Below are 20,261 nucleotides of genomic sequence, written 5' to 3'. Positions count from 1 at the left end.
AGCGGATTGTCACCCTCAGATCCCGAGGAACTGCGTGACCATCCACTTGGTGAAGATGGCGGTCAGCGCACCGAGCCACGTCAGGATGACGAAGTGCATGTAGGAGTTCATTTTGTGGCCGCCGTCGAGGGTGCGGATCATCAGCGCCGACAGCAACCCGTTGAAGACGACGATGATGATCAGCAGGAACTCGATGAACGGAATGTTGTAGACGCTGGTGTTGATCAGTGAAGCGACGTTGAACTCGCTGCTGCTGGCGAGATCGAGGCTCAGCTCGGTCAGGAGGTTGACGACCTGCAGCCCGATGAAAAAGGCGAAGGTCGAGGCGGCGGTGATCCCATAGAGGAGGCCGATCAGGGTCGTCGTCTCCTGTCTGCGCTGCTGGCGCAACTGTAGCACCTGGTTCATGTTCTCGGCGATCAACTCACCGAGTTGCTTGGGGTCGCCGCCCATCCCGCGCCCGACGAGGTACATCTCCGAGAACGTCTGGATGAGGTAGGACCGACACTCCGCAGTAAAGTGTCGCCACGCGCTGGCGGGTTCGATTCGCATGTTCAACCGCTTGTAGAGGTTGTCAATCTCGGGCGTGAGCGGGCCGAAGTCCTTCTTGCGGAGTGTCTTCAGGACCGTCGAGGTCGTCGACTGCTTTGCGCCCTCGGTGGCACCGAGTCCGCGGATGAAACTGGGGAACTCCTCGTCGCGGCCCTGGATCCGCTGTTCTTCGGCCCGGATCACCAGCCCCGGGATGAGAAGCGGCGTGATCGGGACCGCGGCGTACAGCGGCAACGGTGGCGGCGACCAGAACGGCGTGATCATGTCGAGTGTTATGGGGCTGATTCCCATCCGGCCGCCGTAGGTGATAAACGCCAGCAGGAGCGACAGCCCGATCCCGATCGCGAACATCTTGTTGAGCCGACCGTCGACCGGCGACGGGTACTCCTCGGGATGGAACCAGACCGGGTCGTGAGGGGCGATCGAGCGGATGGCGATGTAGAACCCCGTCTGCACGAAGATAAAGAGGAGGATGACGGCGCTGACGGTCATCGTCGGGTTCGTCCCAGTCAGCACCGGGAGGACGACCGCGAACACCAGCGCGAACGTCATCGAGAGGATCATCGACAGGTAGAGGTCCTTCATGACGTTCAGGTTCCCCAGGGTCCCCTCGTAGACTGTCGTGTAGTTCTCGATTATCATGTCCTGCTCGCTGACGAGGTAGTCCTCCAGGGCCTGTCCGGCCCCGAGGTTGTACGCCAGCCGATCGAAGAAATCAGAGAGCGTGTCGCTGGGCACCTGCTTGGCGCGACGGCGCAGCGCGTCGTCGAGGCTCTGGTTCCATGTGTCGACCAGTTCGACGATCCGACCCAGCTCGGTGGCGAGTTCCCCGTACTCGTCTTCCTCTGCGAGTGCGCGAAAGACTTCCATCCTGTCGATCTTCGTCGTCGAGAGGACGGTCATGTGCGTGACCATCAGGTGAAAACGGTTGTTGAGTTCGCGCTTGCGCTGGGAGAGCTGGATCTTGGGGTAGAACACCGCGGTCACGAGCATCAACACACCGAGCAGGGGCATCGGGACCGTCGCCACCGCGGGGAGGTCCAGAAACAGCGCGGCCAGGATCGTCACGAAGAAAAACACGACCGCCGGCAACAGGATCGTCAGGAGGTACCGCTGCAGCGGGATGTCCATCCGCCGGTACGAATCGAGCAGTCCTGCGAAGGTGCTCGACAGCGAGAGGTCCGCCGACGCAGAGTCTTTCGTCGCCATCAGTCTGGGCGGTGGATGTCGAACGGGATTCCTTCGAGGCCGTCACGCTGGTAGTTCGCGATGAATTCGTTGACCTCGTGGTAGCCGAGGATGTTCTCCTGGATGGCGCGCTGGATGATGTCCGCACGGAACTGCAGGTCGTCGTATATTTCGCGGGTGTCCTCGTAGCCCAGCAGGGTCGCGATCTGCTCTTCGAGCACGTAGGAGTTGTTCATCCCCTGGAAGACGATCTCGTCCTCGACCGGGTCCCAGTAGAACACCTGCCGAGTGATCACGCCCTCCATCTCCTTGGAGTACCCCTCGATCTCCTGGACCGACGTCACGCGACGCAGCACGTCGTCGCCCTGCTTGACGCGGTTCTGGAACAGCGCGACGTCGGCGACGTCCATGAACGTCTCTGGGACGTTGATCGGCTCGCCGGTAAAGCGCTGGATCATCGAGACGATATCGGAGGCGTGGAACGTCAGCATGACCGGGTGGCCAGTTTGGGCGGCCTGGAACGCCATCCGCCCCTCCTCACCACGGACCTCGCCGAGGATGATGTAGTCGGGGCGCGAACGCAGTGCGGCCGCGACCAGGTCGAACATGTCGACGCCGGTGCCGCCGTCTTCCTCGTCACCCTCACGGGTCAGCAGTTGTTGCCAGGTATCGTGGGGTGGAATGACCTCTGCGGTGTCCTCTGCGGTGTAGATTTTGTGGTCACGGGGGATGAACGCGAAGGAGGCGTTCAGCGTGGTGGTCTTCCCGGACGCGGTCTCTCCGACGACGAACACCGTCTGCTCGTTCTCGAGACAGAGCCAGAGATACGCGGCCAGTTGCGGGGACAGCGTCCCCCACTTCGTGATCTGGAACATCGACAGCGGCGTCTCGTCGCCCTGCCGGATGGTCAGGGAGGGTCCCTTGAGGCTCACGTCGTCGGAGTAGATCAGGTTCAGACGCGATCCGTCGGGGAGCGTCGAGTCGACGATGGGATCCGAATCGGAGACGGGGTCGCCGATGCGCTCGCCCATGTTCCGGAGCCACTGGTCGAAGTCCTCCTTGCTGTTCCACTCGACGGTCGTCTCGAGCATGCCGAAGACGCCGTGGTCGACGTAACACTCGTCGCGGCCGATGACGTGAATGTCCTCGTTGGCCGGATCACGCATGATCGGCTCCAGCGGGCCCAGACCGACGATGTCCCGGTTGAGACGGTAGCGGATGTTCTCGTAGGTTTCGGGTTTGACATCGATTTTGCCCACGCTAGAGAGGTTTCGCAGGCGACTCAGGACACCGTTGCCACTCTCGTTTTTCTTGACGTTGGTGGTCTCGCCGAGCAGTTCCTCGATGCGGTCGTCGTACTCGGCTTCGTCTGTCGGGGCAGGCTTGTTGACGCTGCGTTCGAGCAGCCGATCCCGGACCTTGTTGAAAACGACGCGCTCCTCGTCGGCCAGTTCCGGCTCGATGGCGTAGTACTTCATGTCCTGGCCGACGTCGCCGTAGATGTGACAGAAGATCGGCCCACCGACGGGATAGAGGACGTTGGGACGATCGGTCTCGTACTCGCCTTTGGCCTCCTCGACGAACATCGGGAACTCGCCGGTGATCTGCTTGAACTTCTTCAGGTGGTCACGCAGATGCGGTCGTTTGGCTGCGTACTGGCGCAGTTCGTCCGACGGTTTTGGACGTCCTTGCTCGGTCATGGTTAGGCCACACTCCGTGATTCGATGACGATCCCGGTCCCAGAACGGACGGAGAATCCGATGGTGTCCCCGACCTGCTCGCCCATGCCGGCGAACCGCTTGACCGAGATCTGACGACGGACGTCGTTGCCGACCTCGATCATCTCCAGTTCGAGGAAAACGTCGGCGATCGACCGGAACGGCCCGATGGCGTCCTCGTCCAGCGTCGAGGGGTCGACGGTCAGGACGATGACTTTCCCCTGGGCGATGATCTCACGGAAAAAGGAGATGATCTCCAGGGCGGCCTGCCGTTCCTCGTTCTTTCGCACGAGGGCTTCGAACTTGGGGTCGTTCCGCAGGATGGCGTCGAAGGTGTCGATGAGAATCACGTCGGCGTCCCACATGACGTTGGCCTCCATCAGGCGGCGCAGCAGGTCCTTGCGGTCGTCGTCGCTGCTCTCGCTGGAGAAGTTGTTCGAGTCGCCGATGTCGGCGTGTAGAAAGAGGATGTTCTCGTCGAGCATGTGCTCGACCATCCCGTAATCGAGGCTGTGCATCTGGTCGAGGAAGCTCCCGACCGTGAGTTCGGTCGAGAGCATCGTCACGCGGTGGCCAGTCTCACAGAGTCCGTAGGAGAAGCGCTGGCTCATGGCGGACTTCCCGGCCCCGTAGTCGCCCTCGACGAGGACGATGCTCCCGGGCGGGATGCCCCCGCCGAGTTCCTTGTTCAGTCGGTCCCGTTCGTCCATGCCGAGCGAGAAGAGATCGTTCGTTGCGACACTCATGTGTTGAACTGGAACACCTCCTCGTCACCGTTGACCGTCAGCTGGATCCGGTGGTCCTCGTTGGTCGCCAGACTCCTGCTGATGTCGAGGCGGACGACGTCGCCCGAATCCCACGTGACGGAATCCTCGAGCAGCGTGACAGTCACGTCCGTCTCGTACTGGCCGTTGACCAGCACGTCCATCGTGTTACTATCGGCGGCCAACTGCAAGGATCCCGTGTTCTTGACGTAGAGCGTGATGTTACCCTCGGTGTCGTTGTAGACGGCATCGGAACCACTGTCGCTGATGATCTCGATATCGGTCCGGACGTCGTCACTGACCTGCAAGCCCGTGTCGTCGATGGCGTTCGAGAGGTCCCCGACCGTGCTCGTCAACACCCCTGAGACGGAGGCAGCGACAAGGATCGAGGCGATGAACAGGATCAGATGCGACGCGGAGACGCTAGCCATGGTGGCTCACCTCCCCGGTCGCCGCGGTCGCCGACCCAACGCGGTGGCTGTCGGTCAGCATTGCAGCCCCGTCACCTCCGCAGTGTCGGCGACGCCCGGCCCCGTGACGACCTTGATCCTGTCGGGCGCTTCCGGCACATCGTCGTCGCTGATCGAGAGGGTCTGGCCGGGCTCCCAGATGTCCGTCGAGTCGTCACCCTCGATCTGGGCACTCGATTGCCAGTTGGCCTGATAGTCGTTGTCGTACAGCAGGTCCGTCTCGTTGCTGTCGAGCGTGGTCTCGCCGGTATTCTCGACGGTGACGTTGACGCCACACCCCACGCCGTCAGCCAGCGAGACCGACGTGATCGAGACGTCGGTCCCCTGGATCTCCGCGAGATGGTTGCGCTGGAAATCGCGAGCGTCCGTGTAGTGTTCGGTGGTGTTCGCCGTCGCCGAATAGAGCGACCCGAACGCAGCGAAGGTACCGACGAACAGCAGCACCCACGAACCGCTGACACTGAACCCCATCAGTTGATCACCTCCGTGTCTGCGATACCGGTCTTCGTGATGACTTTCACTCGGTCGGGAACGGTCTCGACCGACAGCGACAGTTCGAGACGCTCGCCCGGCGACCAGAGATCGGTGCTCCCGTCGCCGTCGACTGCTGCGCTCGAGCGCCAGCCGGTCTGGAGGTCGTTGTCGACGAGGATCGACGTTCCCGAGAGCGTCACGTAGCTGCCGCCGGTGTTGTTGACCCAGACCGTTAGCGTGCCGCCGCTCGTCGTCGCGTTGGTGATCTCGATCGCGGTGTTTTGCTCGTCGAGATTTAGATCGGCTCGCTCTTGCTGGGCGTCCGAGACGGACTCGAAGGAGTTGGCCGAGGCGGTGTAGAACATCCCGAAGGCGATGAACAGGCTGGCGAAGATGATGGCTGCCGACCCGCTAACGCTGAAGCCCATCGGACCCACCTCCGGAGAACAGGTGCCCCATCACCGACGTCTCGGGGGCGCCACCGTTGAGCTGGCCGATGAACTGCAACGATTGGGTGTGATGATCGATGGTCAACTCCCCGCTCGCCCCCTCGGTTTCGAACCCACGCAAGTAGTTCTGGAGGTCGTCGGCGACGGACTCGCTGATCCAGTCGATCCGCTCGTAGTAGTCGATCGCCTCGGCCGTCGAGCGAATCCCGACTTCCTCGACGAGGTACTCCAGCCACTCGACGACGATCAGCTCCATGCCGAAGCCCTCGGGCAACGTCCCGAGGTATGGCTTGCCCTCGCCGCCGTTCGTCGCTGTGTCGGCCGACCCCGTCTGGCTGGCGGTCGTCTCCGTCGTCGGTTCGGGCGCTGTCTCGCCAGTCGGCTCCGACTCCGCGGCCGATCCGGGCGCCGTCTCGGGATCGGTGTCCGTGGTCGGCTCTGGTTCGGTCGCTGGCTCCGCCTCCGTGGTCGGTTCGGGCTCCGGCTCCGGTTCGGTCGTCTGTGCGGCCTCGGCGGTCTCTTCGTCGTCGGGTTCCTCTTCGATGACGGTGTCGAACAGGTCGTCGTCGGCGAGGTCCTCGTCGCCCGCGTCGTCGCTGTCGTCCTCGACGAGGTCGTCGCCGAACCCACCGTCGACGCCGTCGAGGTCGGCCTCGTCGTCGAACGCCCCGGCGTCCCCCCCCTCGGCTGGTTCCTCGCCCTCGGCCCACTCCGCGTCGCCGGACTCGTATTCGTCTTTGAGTTCCTGGAAAGACTTGCCGCCACCACCGTCGCCACCGTCGTCGCTGCCGCTGTCGTCCATCGATGCGCCGTCGTCGAAGTCATCGTCCATTGCCATGTCGTCACCGAAGCCGTCGTCCATCGCCACGTCGTCACCGTCTCCCATCTCGAAGTCGTCGTTGAATTCCTCCTCGAAGGCGTCCTCGGCGCTCGGGCCACTGTCGCCGCCACCGCCGCCCATCACGTCCTCGACCGACCCGCCGAAGTCGTCGCCTTCGTCCTCGACCAGGTCGTCGTCGAAGAACCCTTCGGCGTCGGCGTTGGCGATGTCCTCGTCGAGTTCCTCTTCCTCTTCCTCTTCGTCGTCACCGTCGAACAGGCCGAAGGAGTCCTCACCACCACCGCCGAGGCCGCCCCCGTCGATATCGTCGGCGAAGGGGTTGACCCCGCGGGTCACCATCTCGTAGATGTCGAGCAGTTTCCGGACGTTCTCCTCGACGTCGTCGACGGTTTCGCTGATCTGCTCGTTCTCGTTGCGAACGGTGTTGACCGTCGAGGAGAGGCTGCCGACCTCGTTTTCCAGTTCGTCCAGGCGGTGCTGGAGTTCGTCGGTGTCGGCGCCACCACCGCCGCCGTCCATGTCGCCGAACTCGTCGTCGCCGAAGTCACCGAACTCGTCGTCGCCGCCCTCGTCGAAGCCACCGAGCCCGCCGAGGTCGTCGTCGCCCTCTTCGCCCATCAGGCCCGAGCCGTCACCCATCTGCTCGCCGCCCTCGGCGTCGTCGCTCTCGTCGTCCGAGAGGATCGAGTCGAAGACGTTCTTGATGCTCATCCCGACCACACCCGCCGAGAACAGCGTCAGGACGGCCGGATCTACCGGCAGCGCCACCAGCGGACGAGCCAGCCAGGGCGCAGCGTCGCTCAGCGGCGTCGCCACACTGACCAGACTCAACAGTGTGACGACAGCGGCGAAGTCGCTCATTACTATGAAAAAGCGGGTTTCAGACTCTTCAATGTACCGTTTAGAGTATCGTATTTGATAACTGACGTGTGTATTCAGCCTGCTTTAAGTAGAAACAAGCGTCAGACGCCGGACCGGATCGGGGCCTGCACGGGGTTTCGGACGTGTCTATTGGTATCACGAACCGCTGGTGGTCTGGTGGTTCACACGGTCTTTTTCTCGGAATCTGGATACGATATCGGGGGTCTATGAGAAATCATCAATAGACTATCCTTTCTGCCCTCACAGAGTCTGGGCGTCCTTGTTGGCGCTCTTGACGATCAGATCGCCGCTGGTTCCTTCGAACCGGAGCGAGCGGCCGTGATCGCCACCGACGTCCTCCCCGACGAGGGGGATGTCGTACGTGTCGAGCGTGGCTTTGACCTGTTCGACGTTGCGCTGGCCGATACCAGAGCCGCTCTCGGAGAAGTCGAGCATGTCGCTGCCGCCAGCGATCTTCGCGATCATGTTCGCGCGGTCGCCACCGGCGGCTTCGAGCTCGTCGATCAGCGTCTCGACCCCAGTGTCGGCGAACTTCGCGGGGTTGTCGTCGTCCATCTCCTCGGCCGAGGGGAGCATGACGTGGACCAGCCCCGAGACCGGGGCCGTCTCGTCGTGGATCGCGACGCCGATACACGACCCGAGGCCGCTGGTCGTCAGCACGGCCCCGTTTTTCGTTACGTCGTACTCGGCGATCCCGACCTTGATCCGCTCGGGCTTGCTACTGGCACCGGCACTCGATTCCCCTCCGTAGACCTTCATTTGTGGAATATCTCTTCGGGATCGGCGTCAGTCTCGTCCGCTCGTTCCACCAGCAGTTCGTCCAGTGCCTCGCGGAGTTGTTGCTCGTTGGGCAGCGCGTGGATCTCGGCCTCGAACTCGATGTCCTCGGTCTGCATCGTCGAGTCGATGATGAACGCGTGCTCCTGATGTTGGCCGACCTGGGCGGCCAGCGGGTCGATGATCGCCCGCCCCATGTCGTGGACCAGTCGCGGCGGCGTGTGATCGACGCTCGTCTGGAGGACGTTCGCCCAGCCGTCGACGAACCCCGAGGTCATGATGTTCCCCAACTCTTCGATGGCCATCTTGTGCTGCTCGGTGAGTTCGTCGTCCTCGACCTCGACCGGCATCATCGCCTCGGCGACGTTCTTGGCCGAGGTCTCGTCGAACAGGACCATCATGAACCCGCTGGGGATGCCGGTAAACTCCACGACCGTCCCGACGTAGGTTTCGTTGCCGACCTGTTTCGGGACGTCGGTGATCGGCGCGAAGCTGATCTGAGAGACCTCCGCCTCGGTCTCGATACCCGTCATCATCGTGACGTTCTCCGCGGCCGTCTCGGTCCCGCGCATCGTCATCTCGTTGAACACTTCGAGCTTGTCGATCGGGATGGCGTCGTCCTCGGTGTCGGCGTGCTCGCTCATCACGTCCGCGAGCGGCTCGTACTCCGGGAGCATGTAGATGTAAAACTCCAGGGACTCGTTGGGCCACTCGATCTGGCTCTTGAAGACGAAAATGTGGTCGTTCTCGTCGCCTTCGGGCGCGTCGGGCAGCACGTCCGGGCCGACGCCTTCGATGTACGTCGGCGGGGAGTGATCGATCGTCGTCCCGAGGTAGTCGGCCCAGCCGTCGATGAACCCGCTCATCATGATGTTGCCGATCTCTTTGACGCCACTGCGGGCCATCTCCTCGCTGCCGGCGCCGCCCAGCAACGCTTCGATCATCGTCTCGCTACAGTCGCGGTCGAACACGAGGACGGTTTCGCCAGCGAGTTCGCCCGTGTAGTCGAACTGTACGCCGACGAACTCCTGGGCGTCGAGCTCCTCGCCCACGTCGGCTCGGTTGACCAGCGAGATCTTCGTCACGTCCACGATCGCGTCGATGCCGGTCATCTGGGTCATCGACGCCGTCGCTTGCTCTGCGCCCTCGTGGGCAAGCTGGTTGAACGTCTCTAACGACTGGATGTCGACTTTCATCTATGAGGGAACGACGTCCTCGATGGCTTCCATCACGCTGGGTTTCTGGAAGGGCTTGGTGATGTACCCGTCCGCACCGGCCTTGACCGCCTCTTTCATCTTCTCTTCCTGGCCGACGCTCGTGCACATGATCACGTTGGCGCTCGGGTCGGAATTCTTGATCTCGTCCGTCGCTTCGATCCCGTCTCGGATCGGCATGACGATGTCCATCATCACCAGGTCCGGTCGTTTCTCCTTGTACGTCTCGACTGCTTCGACTCCGTTTTCGACCTCACCGACGATCTGGTGGTCCTCCTCGAGGATCTCCCGCAGGAGGTTTCGCATGAACTCCGAATCGTCAGCGATCAATACTTCAGGCATTAGTAGTCACTCTGAGTCTACCGGAATTACCTAAATAAATGCTTCCGCCGGATTATCGCCATTGATACCACAGCACTGCGGCGGTCTGGCTGGGACGCTCCCGCGGCGGTTTGGACTACTGCCCGATCAAAATATCGGGAGTAGTTCCGACAGCCAGCGCGTGATCGCGAAGGTGTACTCGCCGTAGTCGAAGTATTCGACTCCCGCGAGGACGAACAGCGTCGTCGCTGCCCCGCCGGCAGTTCCCACCGCCGTGGCCACTCCCTCCTCGCGGTCGCGGGCAGTCGCGACGACGACGATCAGGGCCGCCACCCCGGCGACAGCGAGGTTCAATAGCGCGTGAAACTGCATGGCCTCGCCCAGCGCAGGGTCGATCCAGCCCAAGGCGACGACGACGCCGACGACGCCGACGAGTGACGCCGTGAGATATGCCCGAACGAACTCGTGAAATTGCTCGTCGAGTGCCCGCCGGACGGCGGGAACCCGGGCGACGCCGTACAGCGCGACCGGCATCGCGGGGACCAGATACCGCATCGTGATCTGGGAATACAGCGGCAGCCGCGGGAGATACAGCAGGGTAAACATGACGACGATCCCGCCCGCCAGCAGGTCGGTCTGGTAGCGTGGATTCGAGCGGATCGCGGCCGGCGCTCTTCGGACCGACGCGAGGCTCGCCGTCAGTGCTTGGCGGCCCCACACCAGTGGCGCGACCGCGAGCAGACCCAGGACTGGTGCGGACTCCAGTACCGTGAGCTCGATCGCCTCCTGGTCGTTGATCGTATACTCGATGCCGGGAACCCGACCGCTCCGGAGGAAGACGTGGCCAAGCCGTTCGGGGTCGCCGAGCACGATCGAGATCCCCTCGTCGACGAATCCCCAGAGCTGTCCGAGTCGGCCCGGCACGGCCACCAGTATCGCGGCTCCAGTCGCGACCAGTCCCTCGACGAGACCGACGAACCACCCGAGTGGGCCTCCGTCGGGATCAGATGGTGGTGCAGTACCGGGGGTCGTCCCGGGCGCTGTCGGTTCTGCCGGGGTGGTGGGTGTCGGGGTAGTCGGTGGCGCTTCGGGTTCGATCGACACGCGGCCGTCTGGACCGATCTGGCCCGCGCTGCCGAGGCTATCGAGCATCCGGGGTGTCTCGAAGGGGCTGCCGGTGACCGCGAGGTTCGTCACGACGAATGGAACGAGCGAGAGGGCGAAGACGGCGGCGACGACGCTCAGTGTCCGCCGGTCGTTTCGCGGAGCCGTCGCCAGATCGACCGGGGCGAGAACGACGAACACGACGAGTGCTTCCGCGGCGTGCAGCCACGCCAACACGGCGACCGCCGCGTACGCGCTCGCTCGAACGAGCGACGAGCGCTCCGGATGCCGGCTGAGAGCGAACGCACAGACGACGATCGTGATCAATGCCGCAGAGACGACGTGTCGCTTTGGGATCGTCGCCCAGAACGCGATCGGCAGTGCGAGCGTCGACAACAGTCCCGCAGCCAGGCCGACGCGCCGATCGTGGAACTCCCCGAGCAAGCGATACACCGCGACGGCGACGACACCCGCCGCCAGCAGCGTCGACACCTGTAGCGCCAGCAGTGCCGTCCAGTGAGGGTCGAGCGGGCGCGCCAGCCAGACGTTGCAGACGAACATCCCGAGCGCGAACAGCGTCCCCCAGAACGCGACCCGGCGATTGGCGAGTACGCGTCCGAGCTGTGCGGCGAACGCCGCTGCGAGCACGCTCCAGCCGGCAGCGAGGACGAGACGGAGCTCGACCAGCGCAGACGCACCTTCGAGAATCCAATAGAACGGGAGTGAGAGTATTGCTACCGCATAATTCCGGCCAAAAACCTGTGACCCGTTTCGATACAGCCCCGGCTGTGATCCCAGTGTCAGTGAGTACTCGATCCGCTGGATATCGAAGTGCCCCTCCGCGACGTTGACGACCGTGTTCGCGATGGCGTAGGTGTCAGCGATAAAGAAACCGACCCGCCAGCACAGAGACAGCGCCAGGACGACGCCGAGAAACAGCGTCAACCCGATTCGATCCCCGAACAGAGCAGCCACGAGACGCCGGCGGGCGGCCCGCGTTCGTCCACTCAGAAACCGGTCGAATCCCCCGAGACGTGCCGACAACCGACGGCCGCTATCCTCCGTGTCGGTCACGGATCGCTCTCGATCGCTCGTCACCGTCCGCTCGGTTTCGTCCCGATCCGCGGGCGGCGTCACGATGTCACCTCGATCGTCGTCGACTCGTTGAACACGGTGTAGTCGCTCGATAGCGATTGCACTCGGATTGTCACTCGACCCCCGTAGCTATCGGCCAGTTGCTCGGCCGCGAGTGCGGCGTCGGAGAGTCGAACGGTCGTCGGCCCCGTCTCCTGGATGCGTTTCGTCGCTGCGAGGTCGAGATCGAGTGCCGGAACTTCGACTCGATAGACGAGGCGCGGGTAGCCTTCGAGGTCGTCGACGTCGATCTCTGCGTCCGGGAGCCGGAGGTAGGGGACGTCGGTTCCGAACCGGCCGGGCGTGATCTGGACGGCAGTGACGTCGACAGACACGGCAGCGACGGTCGCGTTTCCATCCCCGAGTGTCGTCGACTCGGCCTGTGTCAGCGATAGCCCGACCAACGGACTCGAGAAGACGAGGGTGACGACGACGGCGGCGATCAGCAGTAGCTGAGCGAGTTCGGTCGGCCCGAGCGACGCGATACCCTTCCCCATCGCTCAGAGTTCGAAACCGTCGTCGATTTCGGCCAGCAGGTCACCGATCGTGTCCTCGGGTCCGAGATCAGTGGTCTTGAGAACACGCGCGAGCGTCTCCGGTGGGTAGGTGATGGGGACGTTCGTCTCGGTCAGGAGGATTCCCAGGATTTCCTCGACCGGCGTGTCGCTGTCGATGTGCTGGGCGTACCACAGGATGAGACTCTCGAAAATCGTCACGACGTCGTTGGACATCATCCGCCGCTGGAACACCCGTCCGTCGAACGTTGCGGTCACGTGGAAGCCGTACCGGGACTCGGCCGCTTCGAAGTCGCGCTCGAGCCACCGCGAGATCTCCCGCTCGCCCAGTGCCGAGAGGTCGACGTCATCGGTCCGATTCCCGCTCGCCGCGGTGATCGGGTCCGTCCCGGCCTGTTCTCTCCCCCCGGACGAGGCTTCGGATCGATCTTCGGATCGAGAGTCCGGGCCAGCCCGGCCTGTGGTCGTCGACTCGGACTGGTCAGACTGGACGTTCGGAACGTCGTCGATGGGGTCGTCCGGAGAGACGACGTATCGCCCATCGTCGATCTCTGCGACGTGCTCGTCGTCGGAGATGTCGATCTCTTCAGGGGCGAGTACGCGACCATCGGCATCCTCCGAATCGTCGTCCCCGGGCGTCATATCTACTAGATCATGGTAGACAGATATAATTCCGTCGCCGAGCGCTGCCGCTATCGGATCGAAAACAGGAGAAATCGGCTCGGTTTTACAGGCTGACCGAGGACTTTCCGGAGAGGGAGTCGGGCACGACCAGCGTCAGGGTGGTCTCGCCACCGGACTGGGTGCTGATGGTGAGCGTTGCACTCTCACCGGGCTCGAGCGGGGAATTTATATCCTCCGTATTCTGATCATTTATCGAGACCGTGATGATCGCACGGTCGACGGGATCGTTGAGAGTGTTGTCGCCGCTGATCGAGGTATCGTCGTCCCGGAGCGTCTCGTAGCTGAAGACGCCGTCGGCGTTGTCTCCACTTTCGTAAATATTACTCGAGACGAGGTTGTTGCTCGAGCCGGCGGTGACCCACTGCATGGTCGCGCCGTCGAGGTCGACGTCGTTCGAGCCGGGAGCCAGTCGCGTCGTGATCTCGATTTCGGTGACAGCAGCGTCACCGCTGACATCGCCGACAGTCCCGACGGTGCTGACTTCGACGAGTCGGTTGGTGACCTGGTTGGATGCCTGTTCGCCGCTCTCTTCGGCACTGCTCTGGAGGAACCCGGCAGTGTTGATCAGTACGCCCGCGGCGATGGCGGCGACCAGCACCATCGCGATGAACACGATGAGGGTGCCGATCCCGACTTGCCCGCGGTCAGTGTCTTCGTCGTCAGTTCGTTCGAACATTGGTGAATCACGCCTGGTTCAACAGGCTCTACCTCCGACTTTCTGCCTATCGGACTTAATGGTACTCCCCTAGTTATCACAGATGAAATCCAATTTAGACGAGATAACTGTGGTTGTCAGAAACGAAAATAGGCGTTTGAAGGGGGTGAACGAGGGTTGGGCCGCAGCTATCGGATAGCGACGAAAAACAGGAGAAATCGGCTCGGTTTTACAGGCTGACCGAGGACTTTCCGGAGAGGGAGTCGGGCACGACCAGCGTCAGGGTGGTCTCGCCACCGGACTGGGTGCTGACGGTGAGCGTTGCACTCTCACCGGCGTCGAGCGGAGAGTCGATATTGCTACCGGACAGGTCGACCGTGATGATCGCGCGGTCGACTGGGTCGTTGAGGGTGTTGTCGTTGCTGATGGAGCTGTCGTCGTCTCGAAGCGTCTCGTAGGTGAAGGTACCGTCAGCGTTGCCCGAGTCGCCGCTGTTGTCCGAGACGAGGTTGCTGCTCGAGCCGGCGGTGACCCACTGCATGGTCGCGCCGTCGAGGTCGACGTCGTTCGATCCCGGCGCCAGTCGCGTCGTGATCTCGATCGAATCGACTGTGTCACCGTTGACAGTCCCGACGGTGCTGACTTCGACGAGTCGGTTGGTGACCTGGTTGGATGCCTGTTCGCCGCTCTCTTCGGCACTGCTCTGGAGGAACCCAGCAGTGTTGATCAGTACGCCCGCGGCGATGGCGGCGACCAGCACCATCGCGATGAACACGATGAGGGTGCCGATCCCGACCTGCCCGCGGTCAGTGTCTTCGTCGTCAGTTCGTTCGAACATTGGTGAATCACGCCTGGTTCAACAGGCTCTACCTCCGACTTTCTGCCTATCGGACTTAATGGTACCCCCCTAGTTATCACGCCTGAAAATCTATTTGAGGGCGGAAATTCTCATTGTCAGCAACGAAAAAGAGTGGTAGATGGCCTTAGAGTGGCCTGTATCGATAGTTCGAGAAAACCGGGAAACTCAGGCCGCAGCTGGAGCGATCGTCAGGACTCGTAGCTGACGAGACTGTACATCACGAAGAGATAGCCGAACGTCGTCAACCCACTGTTGACGAGTAGCAGTGACTGGGTCTGTTCGAAGTCGTTCAGGAACGCACTGATCATCGTCGCGGCCGCGCCCGCGACGGCAAGAGCGAATCCAAGCGAGAGGTGTAACATCGCCTGGCGAGAGGTTTGTACGTACGCGCGCATGGCCATACCGACCATCGTCAGGCCAGCCACGACGAAGATGAGCGTCAGGACGGCGTAGAGGAGTTCGATCATCGTTACTATATTCTAGTCCTGAGCACCGTCTATTAAATCCACCCTCGAAAATATCGTCGGTGATAACTGGTGTGTCACCTGTCGGTTATTCCGAGCTGCGTCGAGAGAACTATCTGGCCGTCACCCCTCGGATAACGTCCGCCAGGCTTCGTCTAGCTTGTTCGTCACTTCCGACCGTTCTTCCACAGCGATTGATAACGCTTCGTCGAACTGAACCGAGACCGATTCGACGTTTCGGCGATAGACTTTGATCCGTCGACGGTCGTCCGAAAGGATACTGTCGTGCAGTTCGAGGAGTCCGTGTTCGGTCAGCTCGTCGATTCGGCGGTAACACGTCGCGATGGGGATGTCGAGTTCGTCGCTGAGATCCTGTGCCGATCGCGGTTCGTCCGCAGCGTCCAGAATTTCCGCACTGTATTTGTTCCCCAACGTCCGAAGCAGATCCACCGAAGCCATCGTTATCAACTTTTGAATTCTGCAGCAAATAAAGGTACCGTCTGGTTTCTGAGTCTGTTCATACCCCCGCAGTATTTTCGGTCTGGCTGGTGAATATAGGCGTATCGGGGCTTGAAACGACTATTCTCGAAGATAAGAACGAACGAAATCGCTATTTGATCGGCGAGGATTCGCCCTGGTTCATCATCGAGAAGGCGCTGGCGTTCTCGTGGACGGTAATGCCGCCCCAGGAGATCTCCATCGGGAAGATGTCGGTCTCGATGTTCTGTTTGCGCATCTTCGCGACCCAAACGTAGCGGTTGACGCCCGATTCGGTGGGCGTCTGCAGGAGGTAGATGTTCCCGTCGGTGAGGTAGTTTTCGAGGCCGATATCAGCCTTCGGGAAGACCGCGCCTTGCTCGTTGGTCATGAGCGTGGTGAGACCGTTCTGCTTGAGGATGTCAGAGAACTTCAGCAGGTAGGTCCGGCGCTCTTTCTCGTCGTCGAAAAAGAGGTTGAACATCGCCAGGGAGTCCAGCACCAGCCGTTCGTAGTCGTTGTCCTGGAAGTCTTCGAGCAGGAGGTCGAGCGACGAGGAGAAGTCGTTCTCTCGGAGGAGCTCTTTCTTGTCGTAGACGAGAATGTCGCCGCTCTCGACGTACTCGGGCCACTTGTCGAAGCCGATGGCCTCTGCGGCCTCCCGGAGATCTGCCTTGTTCTCCTCGAAGGAGAGGTAGATCCCCTTCTCGTCGAACATGTCCACGCCGTTGTAGACGTACTGCAGGCCGAGGATGCTCTTGCCGGCCCCGGGGTTGCCACTGACGAGCGTCGTCGAGTCCTTCACGATGCCACCGTTGAGGATCGAATCGAGTCCTTCGATCCCTGTCTTTGTGAGTTCGATCATAGGTCTCCTGCCGCGTCCCGCGGCGATTATTGGATGTACCTCAGTTGGCTGAGTAAAAAAGCCTTGTTCATAGGAGCCCGCTCCAGCCGGGAATCAGGACGTCCGGATCGCCGTCGGATCGACCCAGATGATGAACTCGCCGTCGCGTTTGACCACCCCTTTGATCGAGCGGACGTCCTCGCTGGTCGGCGAGCGGTCGACGTTCCCGGGGTCGACCTGGCTGACCTGGTACACCTCGTCGACGAGCCAGCCGACGGCTCCCTGGTCGTCGCCGGCGATCTCCGGGTCGAAGACGATGATCCGTGCGGCCTCGCCCTCGTCTCCGATGTCGAAGACGACCTTGGGATCGATGATCGAGGTCGTTCGCCCGCGTAGGTCCATCACTCCCTCGACGTGAGGGGGCGAGTTCGGGACCGACGTCAACTCGCCGACGTCGACGATCTCCGTCACGTAGTCGATGCTCACGCAGTAGGTCTCTTCCCCGAGTTCGAACTCGAGTACCTGGTTCGTTGCGTCTGTCATAGTCCTGCTGTGTTCGCCGTCGTCTTCACGCGCTGTGTTTGCCACCGTTTTCACGTCCCGTTGTCTCGTGGTCGATATCTCAACCCACCCGGCAAATTCCCTTAAGCGTGTCTCCTGTGCTATCACAATTGATTACCGGGGCGGTGTCTTTATTTTGGCGCTAGCGATATTTTCGGCCAACGTGAGGCCCTCGCGGGTGACGTTTAAGCCGCCTGCAGGCAATCTCACACGTATCGATCTATGGTAGCACGATCATCGCCGCGGGCTGTCGTCGCCGACGACTCTCATTTCATGCGGAGCGTCATCTCTGACATCCTCTCCGGAGGCGGCATCGACGTCGTGGCACAGGCGAAAAACGGTCGCGAGGCAGTCGAGGCCGTCCGCGAACACGAACCGGACGTCGTCACGATGGACGTCGAGATGCCCGAGATGGACGGCATCGAGGCAGTCGAGCGGATCATGGCCGAGCACCCGACGCCGATCCTGATGCTGAGCGCACACACCGACGAGGACGCCGACGTCACCTTCGAGGCCCTGGAGAAGGGCGCGGTCGACTTCTTCACCAAGCCCGGTGGCGAGGTCTCGATGGAGATGTCCCGGCTGAAAGACCAGCTGGTCGAGATCGTCCTCTCGGTCGCCGAGGCCGAGCCGCGCAGTCGCGGCCCGAGCACGACTGGCGCTGCGGGCCAGCGACCGACGCCGTCGAAAGCCGTCGGCGACACTTACGTCGAGCGCCCGACGCTGATCGTCGGCTCTTCGACCGGTGGTCCGACAGTCGTCGAACGGCTCATGTCGAATCTGCCGGCGGCGGCCTCGCTGCGGGTACTGATCGTCCAGCACATGCCCGACGGCTTCACTGGCCGATTCGCACAGCGACTGAACGACCGCTCGGAGTACGACGTCAGCGAGGCACGGGACGGCCAGCGGATCGGTGCTGGCGAGGCACTGGTGGCGGCCGGCGGCAAGCACATGGAAGTCGTCAACTACACCCACGGTCGGCTTCGCGTGGCGCTGACCGAGGACCCGCCGGTCAACAGCGTTCGTCCGGCAGTCGACGTGACCATGCGGACGGCCGCCTCGGTCGTCGACGACGACGTCATCGGCGTCATCCTCACGGGAATGGGCGAGGACGGGGCCGACGGCATCCAGGCGCTGAAAGCGGGCGGGGCGAAGACGATCGCCCAGGACGAGGCCAGTTCGGCCGTCTTCGGCATGCCCAAGCGAGCGATCGAGACGGGCTGTATCGACACCGTCTCACCGGTGGCGGCGATCCCGCAGGCGATACTCGATGCGATCACACAGGAGGTTCACTGACATGGACGACCAATATCTCGACGCGTTCATTCGAGAGAGCGAGGAGGCCATCACGGAGCTGAACAACTCGCTGCTCGAACTCGAATCGGATCCCGAAAACCAGCAGGCGATGGACGCCATCTTCCGGACGGCCCACACGCTGAAGGGCAACTTCGGTGCGATGGGCTTCGAGGACGCCTCGAACCTCGCCCACGCCATCGAGGACCTCCTCGACGAGATCCGCGAGGGCGAACGCGAGGTCACGCCGGAGATCATGGACCTGGTCTTCGCCGGTGTCGACCAGATCGAGGCGATCATCCACGAAGTCGAAGAGACCGGCGAATCGACGGTCGACACCGACGCCATCGTCGCCGACATCCGCGGGCTCATGGAGGGCGACGAAGGCGTCTCCGAAGGCGGGACCGGTGCCGGGGACGAGCCCGGTGCTGGCGGCGGATCCGCGGCAGCCGACGCCGACGCGCTGGTCGGCGACATCGAGATTCCCGACGCCGAGGGGCCGGTCTATCACGTCGAGATTTCCGTCGGCGACTCGGACATGCCGGGGGTCGACGGCATGCTGACGCTGGAGTCGATCGAGGAGGAACTGGACATCCTGGCGACCGATCCGGCGTGGGACGCGATCGAGGACGGCGAGTACGACGAGACGTTCGCCGTGTTCGTCACTGGTGCGCAGCGTTCGGCCGTCGAGGCGGCGATGGCCGCCACCAGCAAGATCGACGAGGCGACGATCACCGACGTCACCGACGCGGCCGGGACGGCTACCGAGTCCGCGACCGGCGAGAGCACCGAGGACGGCGCTGGCGGATCGTCGGGCGGGACCTCCGGTGGCAGTGACACCAGTTCCGTCGACGAGATCAAGTCCGTCAGGGTCGACGTCGACCAGCTCGACGATCTGCACGGGCTGGTCGAGCAACTGGTCACGAGCCGGATCAAGCTCCGCCGGGCCGTCGAGGAGGAGAACCTCGATTCGGCCTCCGAGAACCTCAACGAACTCGACAAGATCACCGCGAACCTCCAGAACACGGTGATGGACATGCGCCTGATCCCGCTGAAGAAGGTCGTCGGGAAGTTCCCGCGACTGGTGCGGGATCTCTCGCGGGATCTGGACAAGGACGTCGAGTTCACGATCGAGGGCGAGGACATCGAACTCGACCGGACGATCCTCACTGAAATTTCGGATCCACTGATGCACATCCTCCGGAACGCCGTCGACCACGGGATCGAACCTCCCGCGGAGCGCGAGGCTGCGGGCAAACCGCGGACTGGCCACATCGAACTGTCCGCCTCGCGCGAGCGCGACCACGTCATCATCGAGGTGCGCGACGACGGCGGTGGCCTGGACGTCGAGGCGATCAAAGAGCAGGCCATCGAGAAGAGCGTCCGGTCGGTCGACGAGATCGAGACGATGAGCGACTCGGATATCTACGACCTCGTCTTCCATCCCGGATTCTCGACTGCCGAGGAGGTCACCGACACCAGCGGCCGCGGCGTCGGGATGGACGTCGTCCACGACACGGTGACGAAACTCGACGGGTCGGTCAACGTCGAGTCCACGCCCGGAGAGGGGACGACCGTCTCGCTGCGCCTGCCGGTGACGATGGCCATCGTCAAGGTCCTCTTCGTCCAGGTCGGCGACGAGCAGTACGGCATCCCGATCAAGAACGTCGACGAGATCACTCGTGCGACCGTCGCTCGGACGATCAACGGCAGCGAAGTGATCAAACACAACGACGAGATCTACCCGATCGTCCACTTAGACGACGCCTTCGACGTCCCCGGCGAGACGAAAAACGGCGACGGCATGCTCGTCCGCATTCGTGAGTCCGAACGCAAGATCGCACTGCACTGTGATTCGGTCGAGAGCCAGGAGGAGGTCGTCGTCAAACCCCTGGAGGGGATCCTCAGCGGGACACCCGGACTGTCGGGAACTGCGGTGCTGGGTGACGGCAACATCGTGCACATCCTCGACGTGGTGACGCTCTGAGATGTCGGTGGCACTGTCGGTCCCCGCGGAGGTG

Annotated in this window: 21 protein-coding genes; 2 read left to right on the top strand and 19 right to left on the bottom strand. The window is 62.5% G+C overall.

Annotated elements, in window-relative coordinates:
* Positions 1 to 15 precede the first annotated feature (15 nt).
* The 19 genes from flaJ to DV733_RS04790 form a co-directional block, all read right to left on the bottom strand.
* Complete coding sequence (gene flaJ / locus DV733_RS04880; RefSeq protein ID WP_049994069.1) at positions 16 to 1,761, bottom strand: archaellar assembly protein FlaJ; 1,746 nt, start codon at positions 1,759 to 1,761, stop codon at positions 16 to 18.
* Positions 1,761 to 3,440: a type II/IV secretion system ATPase subunit gene (locus tag DV733_RS04875; protein ID WP_049994068.1), complete on the bottom strand. Its 1,680-nt coding sequence runs from the start codon at positions 3,438 to 3,440 to the stop codon at positions 1,761 to 1,763. The genes flaJ and DV733_RS04875 overlap by 1 nt, the downstream gene beginning before the upstream one ends.
* 2 nt (positions 3,441 to 3,442) lie before the next feature.
* Entirely contained in the window at positions 3,443 to 4,204 is a 762-nt protein-coding gene (locus DV733_RS04870; protein WP_049994067.1) for an ATPase domain-containing protein, read from the bottom strand.
* Positions 4,201 to 4,653 carry a flagellar protein G gene (locus tag DV733_RS04865; protein ID WP_049994066.1) on the bottom strand — a complete coding sequence of 151 codons (453 nt, stop codon included), beginning with the start codon at positions 4,651 to 4,653 and terminating at the stop codon, positions 4,201 to 4,203. Before DV733_RS04865 ends, DV733_RS04870 begins: the two co-directional genes overlap by 4 nt.
* Before the next feature lie 54 nt (positions 4,654 to 4,707).
* A complete protein-coding gene (locus DV733_RS04860; RefSeq protein WP_049994065.1) occupies positions 4,708 to 5,163 on the bottom strand; it encodes a hypothetical protein in 456 nt (151 codons plus the stop codon).
* Complete coding sequence (locus DV733_RS04855; RefSeq protein WP_049994064.1) at positions 5,163 to 5,594, bottom strand: hypothetical protein; 432 nt, start codon at positions 5,592 to 5,594, stop codon at positions 5,163 to 5,165. Before DV733_RS04855 ends, DV733_RS04860 begins: the two co-directional genes overlap by 1 nt.
* Entirely contained in the window at positions 5,578 to 7,317 is a 1,740-nt protein-coding gene (locus DV733_RS04850; protein ID WP_049994063.1) for a FlaD/FlaE family flagellar protein, read from the bottom strand. The genes DV733_RS04855 and DV733_RS04850 overlap by 17 nt, the downstream gene beginning before the upstream one ends.
* A gap of 261 nt (positions 7,318 to 7,578) precedes the next feature.
* Positions 7,579 to 8,097 (bottom strand): chemotaxis protein CheD, encoded by a 519-nt coding sequence (locus DV733_RS04845; protein WP_049994062.1) that lies wholly within the window; start codon positions 8,095 to 8,097, stop codon positions 7,579 to 7,581.
* Complete coding sequence (locus tag DV733_RS04840) at positions 8,094 to 9,311, bottom strand: chemotaxis protein CheC (RefSeq protein ID WP_049994061.1); 1,218 nt, start codon at positions 9,309 to 9,311, stop codon at positions 8,094 to 8,096. Before DV733_RS04840 ends, DV733_RS04845 begins: the two co-directional genes overlap by 4 nt.
* Complete coding sequence (gene cheY / locus DV733_RS04835) at positions 9,312 to 9,671, bottom strand: chemotaxis protein CheY (RefSeq protein ID WP_049994060.1); 360 nt, start codon at positions 9,669 to 9,671, stop codon at positions 9,312 to 9,314. It abuts the gene before it with no gap.
* A 126-nt stretch (positions 9,672 to 9,797) separates the two neighbouring features.
* On the bottom strand, positions 9,798 to 11,891 hold the full coding sequence (locus DV733_RS04830; protein WP_237560486.1) for a hypothetical protein: 2,094 nt from the start codon (positions 11,889 to 11,891) through the stop codon (positions 9,798 to 9,800).
* Positions 11,888 to 12,385 (bottom strand): hypothetical protein, encoded by a 498-nt coding sequence (locus DV733_RS04825; protein WP_049994059.1) that lies wholly within the window; start codon positions 12,383 to 12,385, stop codon positions 11,888 to 11,890. Before DV733_RS04825 ends, DV733_RS04830 begins: the two co-directional genes overlap by 4 nt.
* 3 nt (positions 12,386 to 12,388) lie before the next feature.
* On the bottom strand, positions 12,389 to 13,045 hold the full coding sequence (locus DV733_RS04820) for a DUF7500 family protein (protein WP_049994058.1): 657 nt from the start codon (positions 13,043 to 13,045) through the stop codon (positions 12,389 to 12,391).
* Between the two features lie 85 nt (positions 13,046 to 13,130).
* Positions 13,131 to 13,763 (bottom strand): archaellin/type IV pilin N-terminal domain-containing protein, encoded by a 633-nt coding sequence (locus tag DV733_RS04815; RefSeq protein WP_049994057.1) that lies wholly within the window; start codon positions 13,761 to 13,763, stop codon positions 13,131 to 13,133.
* A gap of 208 nt (positions 13,764 to 13,971) precedes the next feature.
* Positions 13,972 to 14,580, bottom strand: coding sequence for an archaellin/type IV pilin N-terminal domain-containing protein (locus DV733_RS04810; protein ID WP_049994056.1), 609 nt, complete (start codon positions 14,578 to 14,580; stop codon positions 13,972 to 13,974).
* Positions 14,581 to 14,789: 209 nt separating this feature from the next.
* The gene (locus DV733_RS04805; RefSeq protein WP_049994055.1) at positions 14,790 to 15,068 is read right to left on the bottom strand and encodes a DUF7521 family protein; all 279 of its coding nucleotides are present in this window, start codon (positions 15,066 to 15,068) and stop codon (positions 14,790 to 14,792) included.
* A 120-nt stretch (positions 15,069 to 15,188) separates the two neighbouring features.
* Entirely contained in the window at positions 15,189 to 15,524 is a 336-nt protein-coding gene (locus tag DV733_RS04800) for a winged helix-turn-helix domain-containing protein (protein ID WP_049994054.1), read from the bottom strand.
* Between the two features lie 151 nt (positions 15,525 to 15,675).
* On the bottom strand, positions 15,676 to 16,407 hold the full coding sequence (locus DV733_RS04795) for an RAD55 family ATPase (RefSeq protein ID WP_049994053.1): 732 nt from the start codon (positions 16,405 to 16,407) through the stop codon (positions 15,676 to 15,678).
* A gap of 93 nt (positions 16,408 to 16,500) precedes the next feature.
* Entirely contained in the window at positions 16,501 to 16,929 is a 429-nt protein-coding gene (locus DV733_RS04790; RefSeq protein WP_049994325.1) for a chemotaxis protein CheW, read from the bottom strand.
* A gap of 240 nt (positions 16,930 to 17,169) precedes the next feature.
* Between DV733_RS04790 and DV733_RS04785 the strand changes: the two genes are divergently transcribed.
* Together DV733_RS04785 and cheA are read left to right on the top strand one after the other, a co-directional pair.
* Positions 17,170 to 18,243 carry a protein-glutamate methylesterase/protein-glutamine glutaminase gene (locus tag DV733_RS04785; protein ID WP_049994052.1) on the top strand — a complete coding sequence of 358 codons (1,074 nt, stop codon included), beginning with the start codon at positions 17,170 to 17,172 and terminating at the stop codon, positions 18,241 to 18,243.
* Position 18,244: 1 nt separating this feature from the next.
* Positions 18,245 to 20,227 carry a chemotaxis protein CheA gene (gene cheA, locus DV733_RS04780; RefSeq protein WP_049994051.1) on the top strand — a complete coding sequence of 661 codons (1,983 nt, stop codon included), beginning with the start codon at positions 18,245 to 18,247 and terminating at the stop codon, positions 20,225 to 20,227.
* Positions 20,228 to 20,261: the final 34 nt, after the last annotated feature.

The sequence above is a fragment of the Halapricum salinum genome (assembly GCF_004799665.1).
In the GTDB taxonomy this organism is placed as follows: domain Archaea; phylum Halobacteriota; class Halobacteria; order Halobacteriales; family Haloarculaceae; genus Halapricum; species Halapricum salinum.
The sequence above is the reverse complement of the archived record's forward strand: the minus strand, read 5'-3'. Positions and strand labels throughout refer to the sequence as shown.

Excerpts from the sequence above, each read along its gene's own strand:
- flaJ (WP_049994069.1), bottom strand. The coding sequence starts at position 1,761 with ATGGCGACGAAAGACTCTGCGTCGGCGGACCTCTCGCTGTCGAGCACC.
- DV733_RS04875 (WP_049994068.1), bottom strand. The coding sequence starts at position 3,440 with ATGACCGAGCAAGGACGTCCAAAACCGTCGGACGAACTGCGCCAGTAC.
- DV733_RS04870 (WP_049994067.1), bottom strand. The coding sequence starts at position 4,204 with ATGAGTGTCGCAACGAACGATCTCTTCTCGCTCGGCATGGACGAACGG.
- DV733_RS04865 (WP_049994066.1), bottom strand. The coding sequence starts at position 4,653 with ATGGCTAGCGTCTCCGCGTCGCATCTGATCCTGTTCATCGCCTCGATC.
- DV733_RS04860 (WP_049994065.1), bottom strand. The coding sequence starts at position 5,163 with ATGGGGTTCAGTGTCAGCGGTTCGTGGGTGCTGCTGTTCGTCGGTACC.
- DV733_RS04855 (WP_049994064.1), bottom strand. The coding sequence starts at position 5,594 with ATGGGCTTCAGCGTTAGCGGGTCGGCAGCCATCATCTTCGCCAGCCTG.
- DV733_RS04850 (WP_049994063.1), bottom strand. The coding sequence starts at position 7,317 with ATGAGCGACTTCGCCGCTGTCGTCACACTGTTGAGTCTGGTCAGTGTG.
- DV733_RS04845 (WP_049994062.1), bottom strand. The coding sequence starts at position 8,097 with ATGAAGGTCTACGGAGGGGAATCGAGTGCCGGTGCCAGTAGCAAGCCC.
- DV733_RS04840 (WP_049994061.1), bottom strand. The coding sequence starts at position 9,311 with ATGAAAGTCGACATCCAGTCGTTAGAGACGTTCAACCAGCTTGCCCAC.
- cheY (WP_049994060.1), bottom strand. The coding sequence starts at position 9,671 with ATGCCTGAAGTATTGATCGCTGACGATTCGGAGTTCATGCGAAACCTC.
- DV733_RS04825 (WP_049994059.1), bottom strand. The coding sequence starts at position 12,385 with ATGGGGAAGGGTATCGCGTCGCTCGGGCCGACCGAACTCGCTCAGCTA.
- DV733_RS04820 (WP_049994058.1), bottom strand. The coding sequence starts at position 13,045 with ATGACGCCCGGGGACGACGATTCGGAGGATGCCGATGGTCGCGTACTC.
- DV733_RS04815 (WP_049994057.1), bottom strand. The coding sequence starts at position 13,763 with ATGTTCGAACGAACTGACGACGAAGACACTGACCGCGGGCAAGTCGGG.
- DV733_RS04810 (WP_049994056.1), bottom strand. The coding sequence starts at position 14,580 with ATGTTCGAACGAACTGACGACGAAGACACTGACCGCGGGCAGGTCGGG.
- DV733_RS04805 (WP_049994055.1), bottom strand. The coding sequence starts at position 15,068 with ATGATCGAACTCCTCTACGCCGTCCTGACGCTCATCTTCGTCGTGGCT.
- DV733_RS04800 (WP_049994054.1), bottom strand. The coding sequence starts at position 15,524 with ATGGCTTCGGTGGATCTGCTTCGGACGTTGGGGAACAAATACAGTGCG.
- DV733_RS04795 (WP_049994053.1), bottom strand. The coding sequence starts at position 16,407 with ATGATCGAACTCACAAAGACAGGGATCGAAGGACTCGATTCGATCCTC.
- DV733_RS04790 (WP_049994325.1), bottom strand. The coding sequence starts at position 16,929 with ATGACAGACGCAACGAACCAGGTACTCGAGTTCGAACTCGGGGAAGAG.
- DV733_RS04785 (WP_049994052.1), top strand. The coding sequence starts at position 17,170 with ATGGTAGCACGATCATCGCCGCGGGCTGTCGTCGCCGACGACTCTCAT.
- cheA (WP_049994051.1), top strand. The coding sequence starts at position 18,245 with ATGGACGACCAATATCTCGACGCGTTCATTCGAGAGAGCGAGGAGGCC.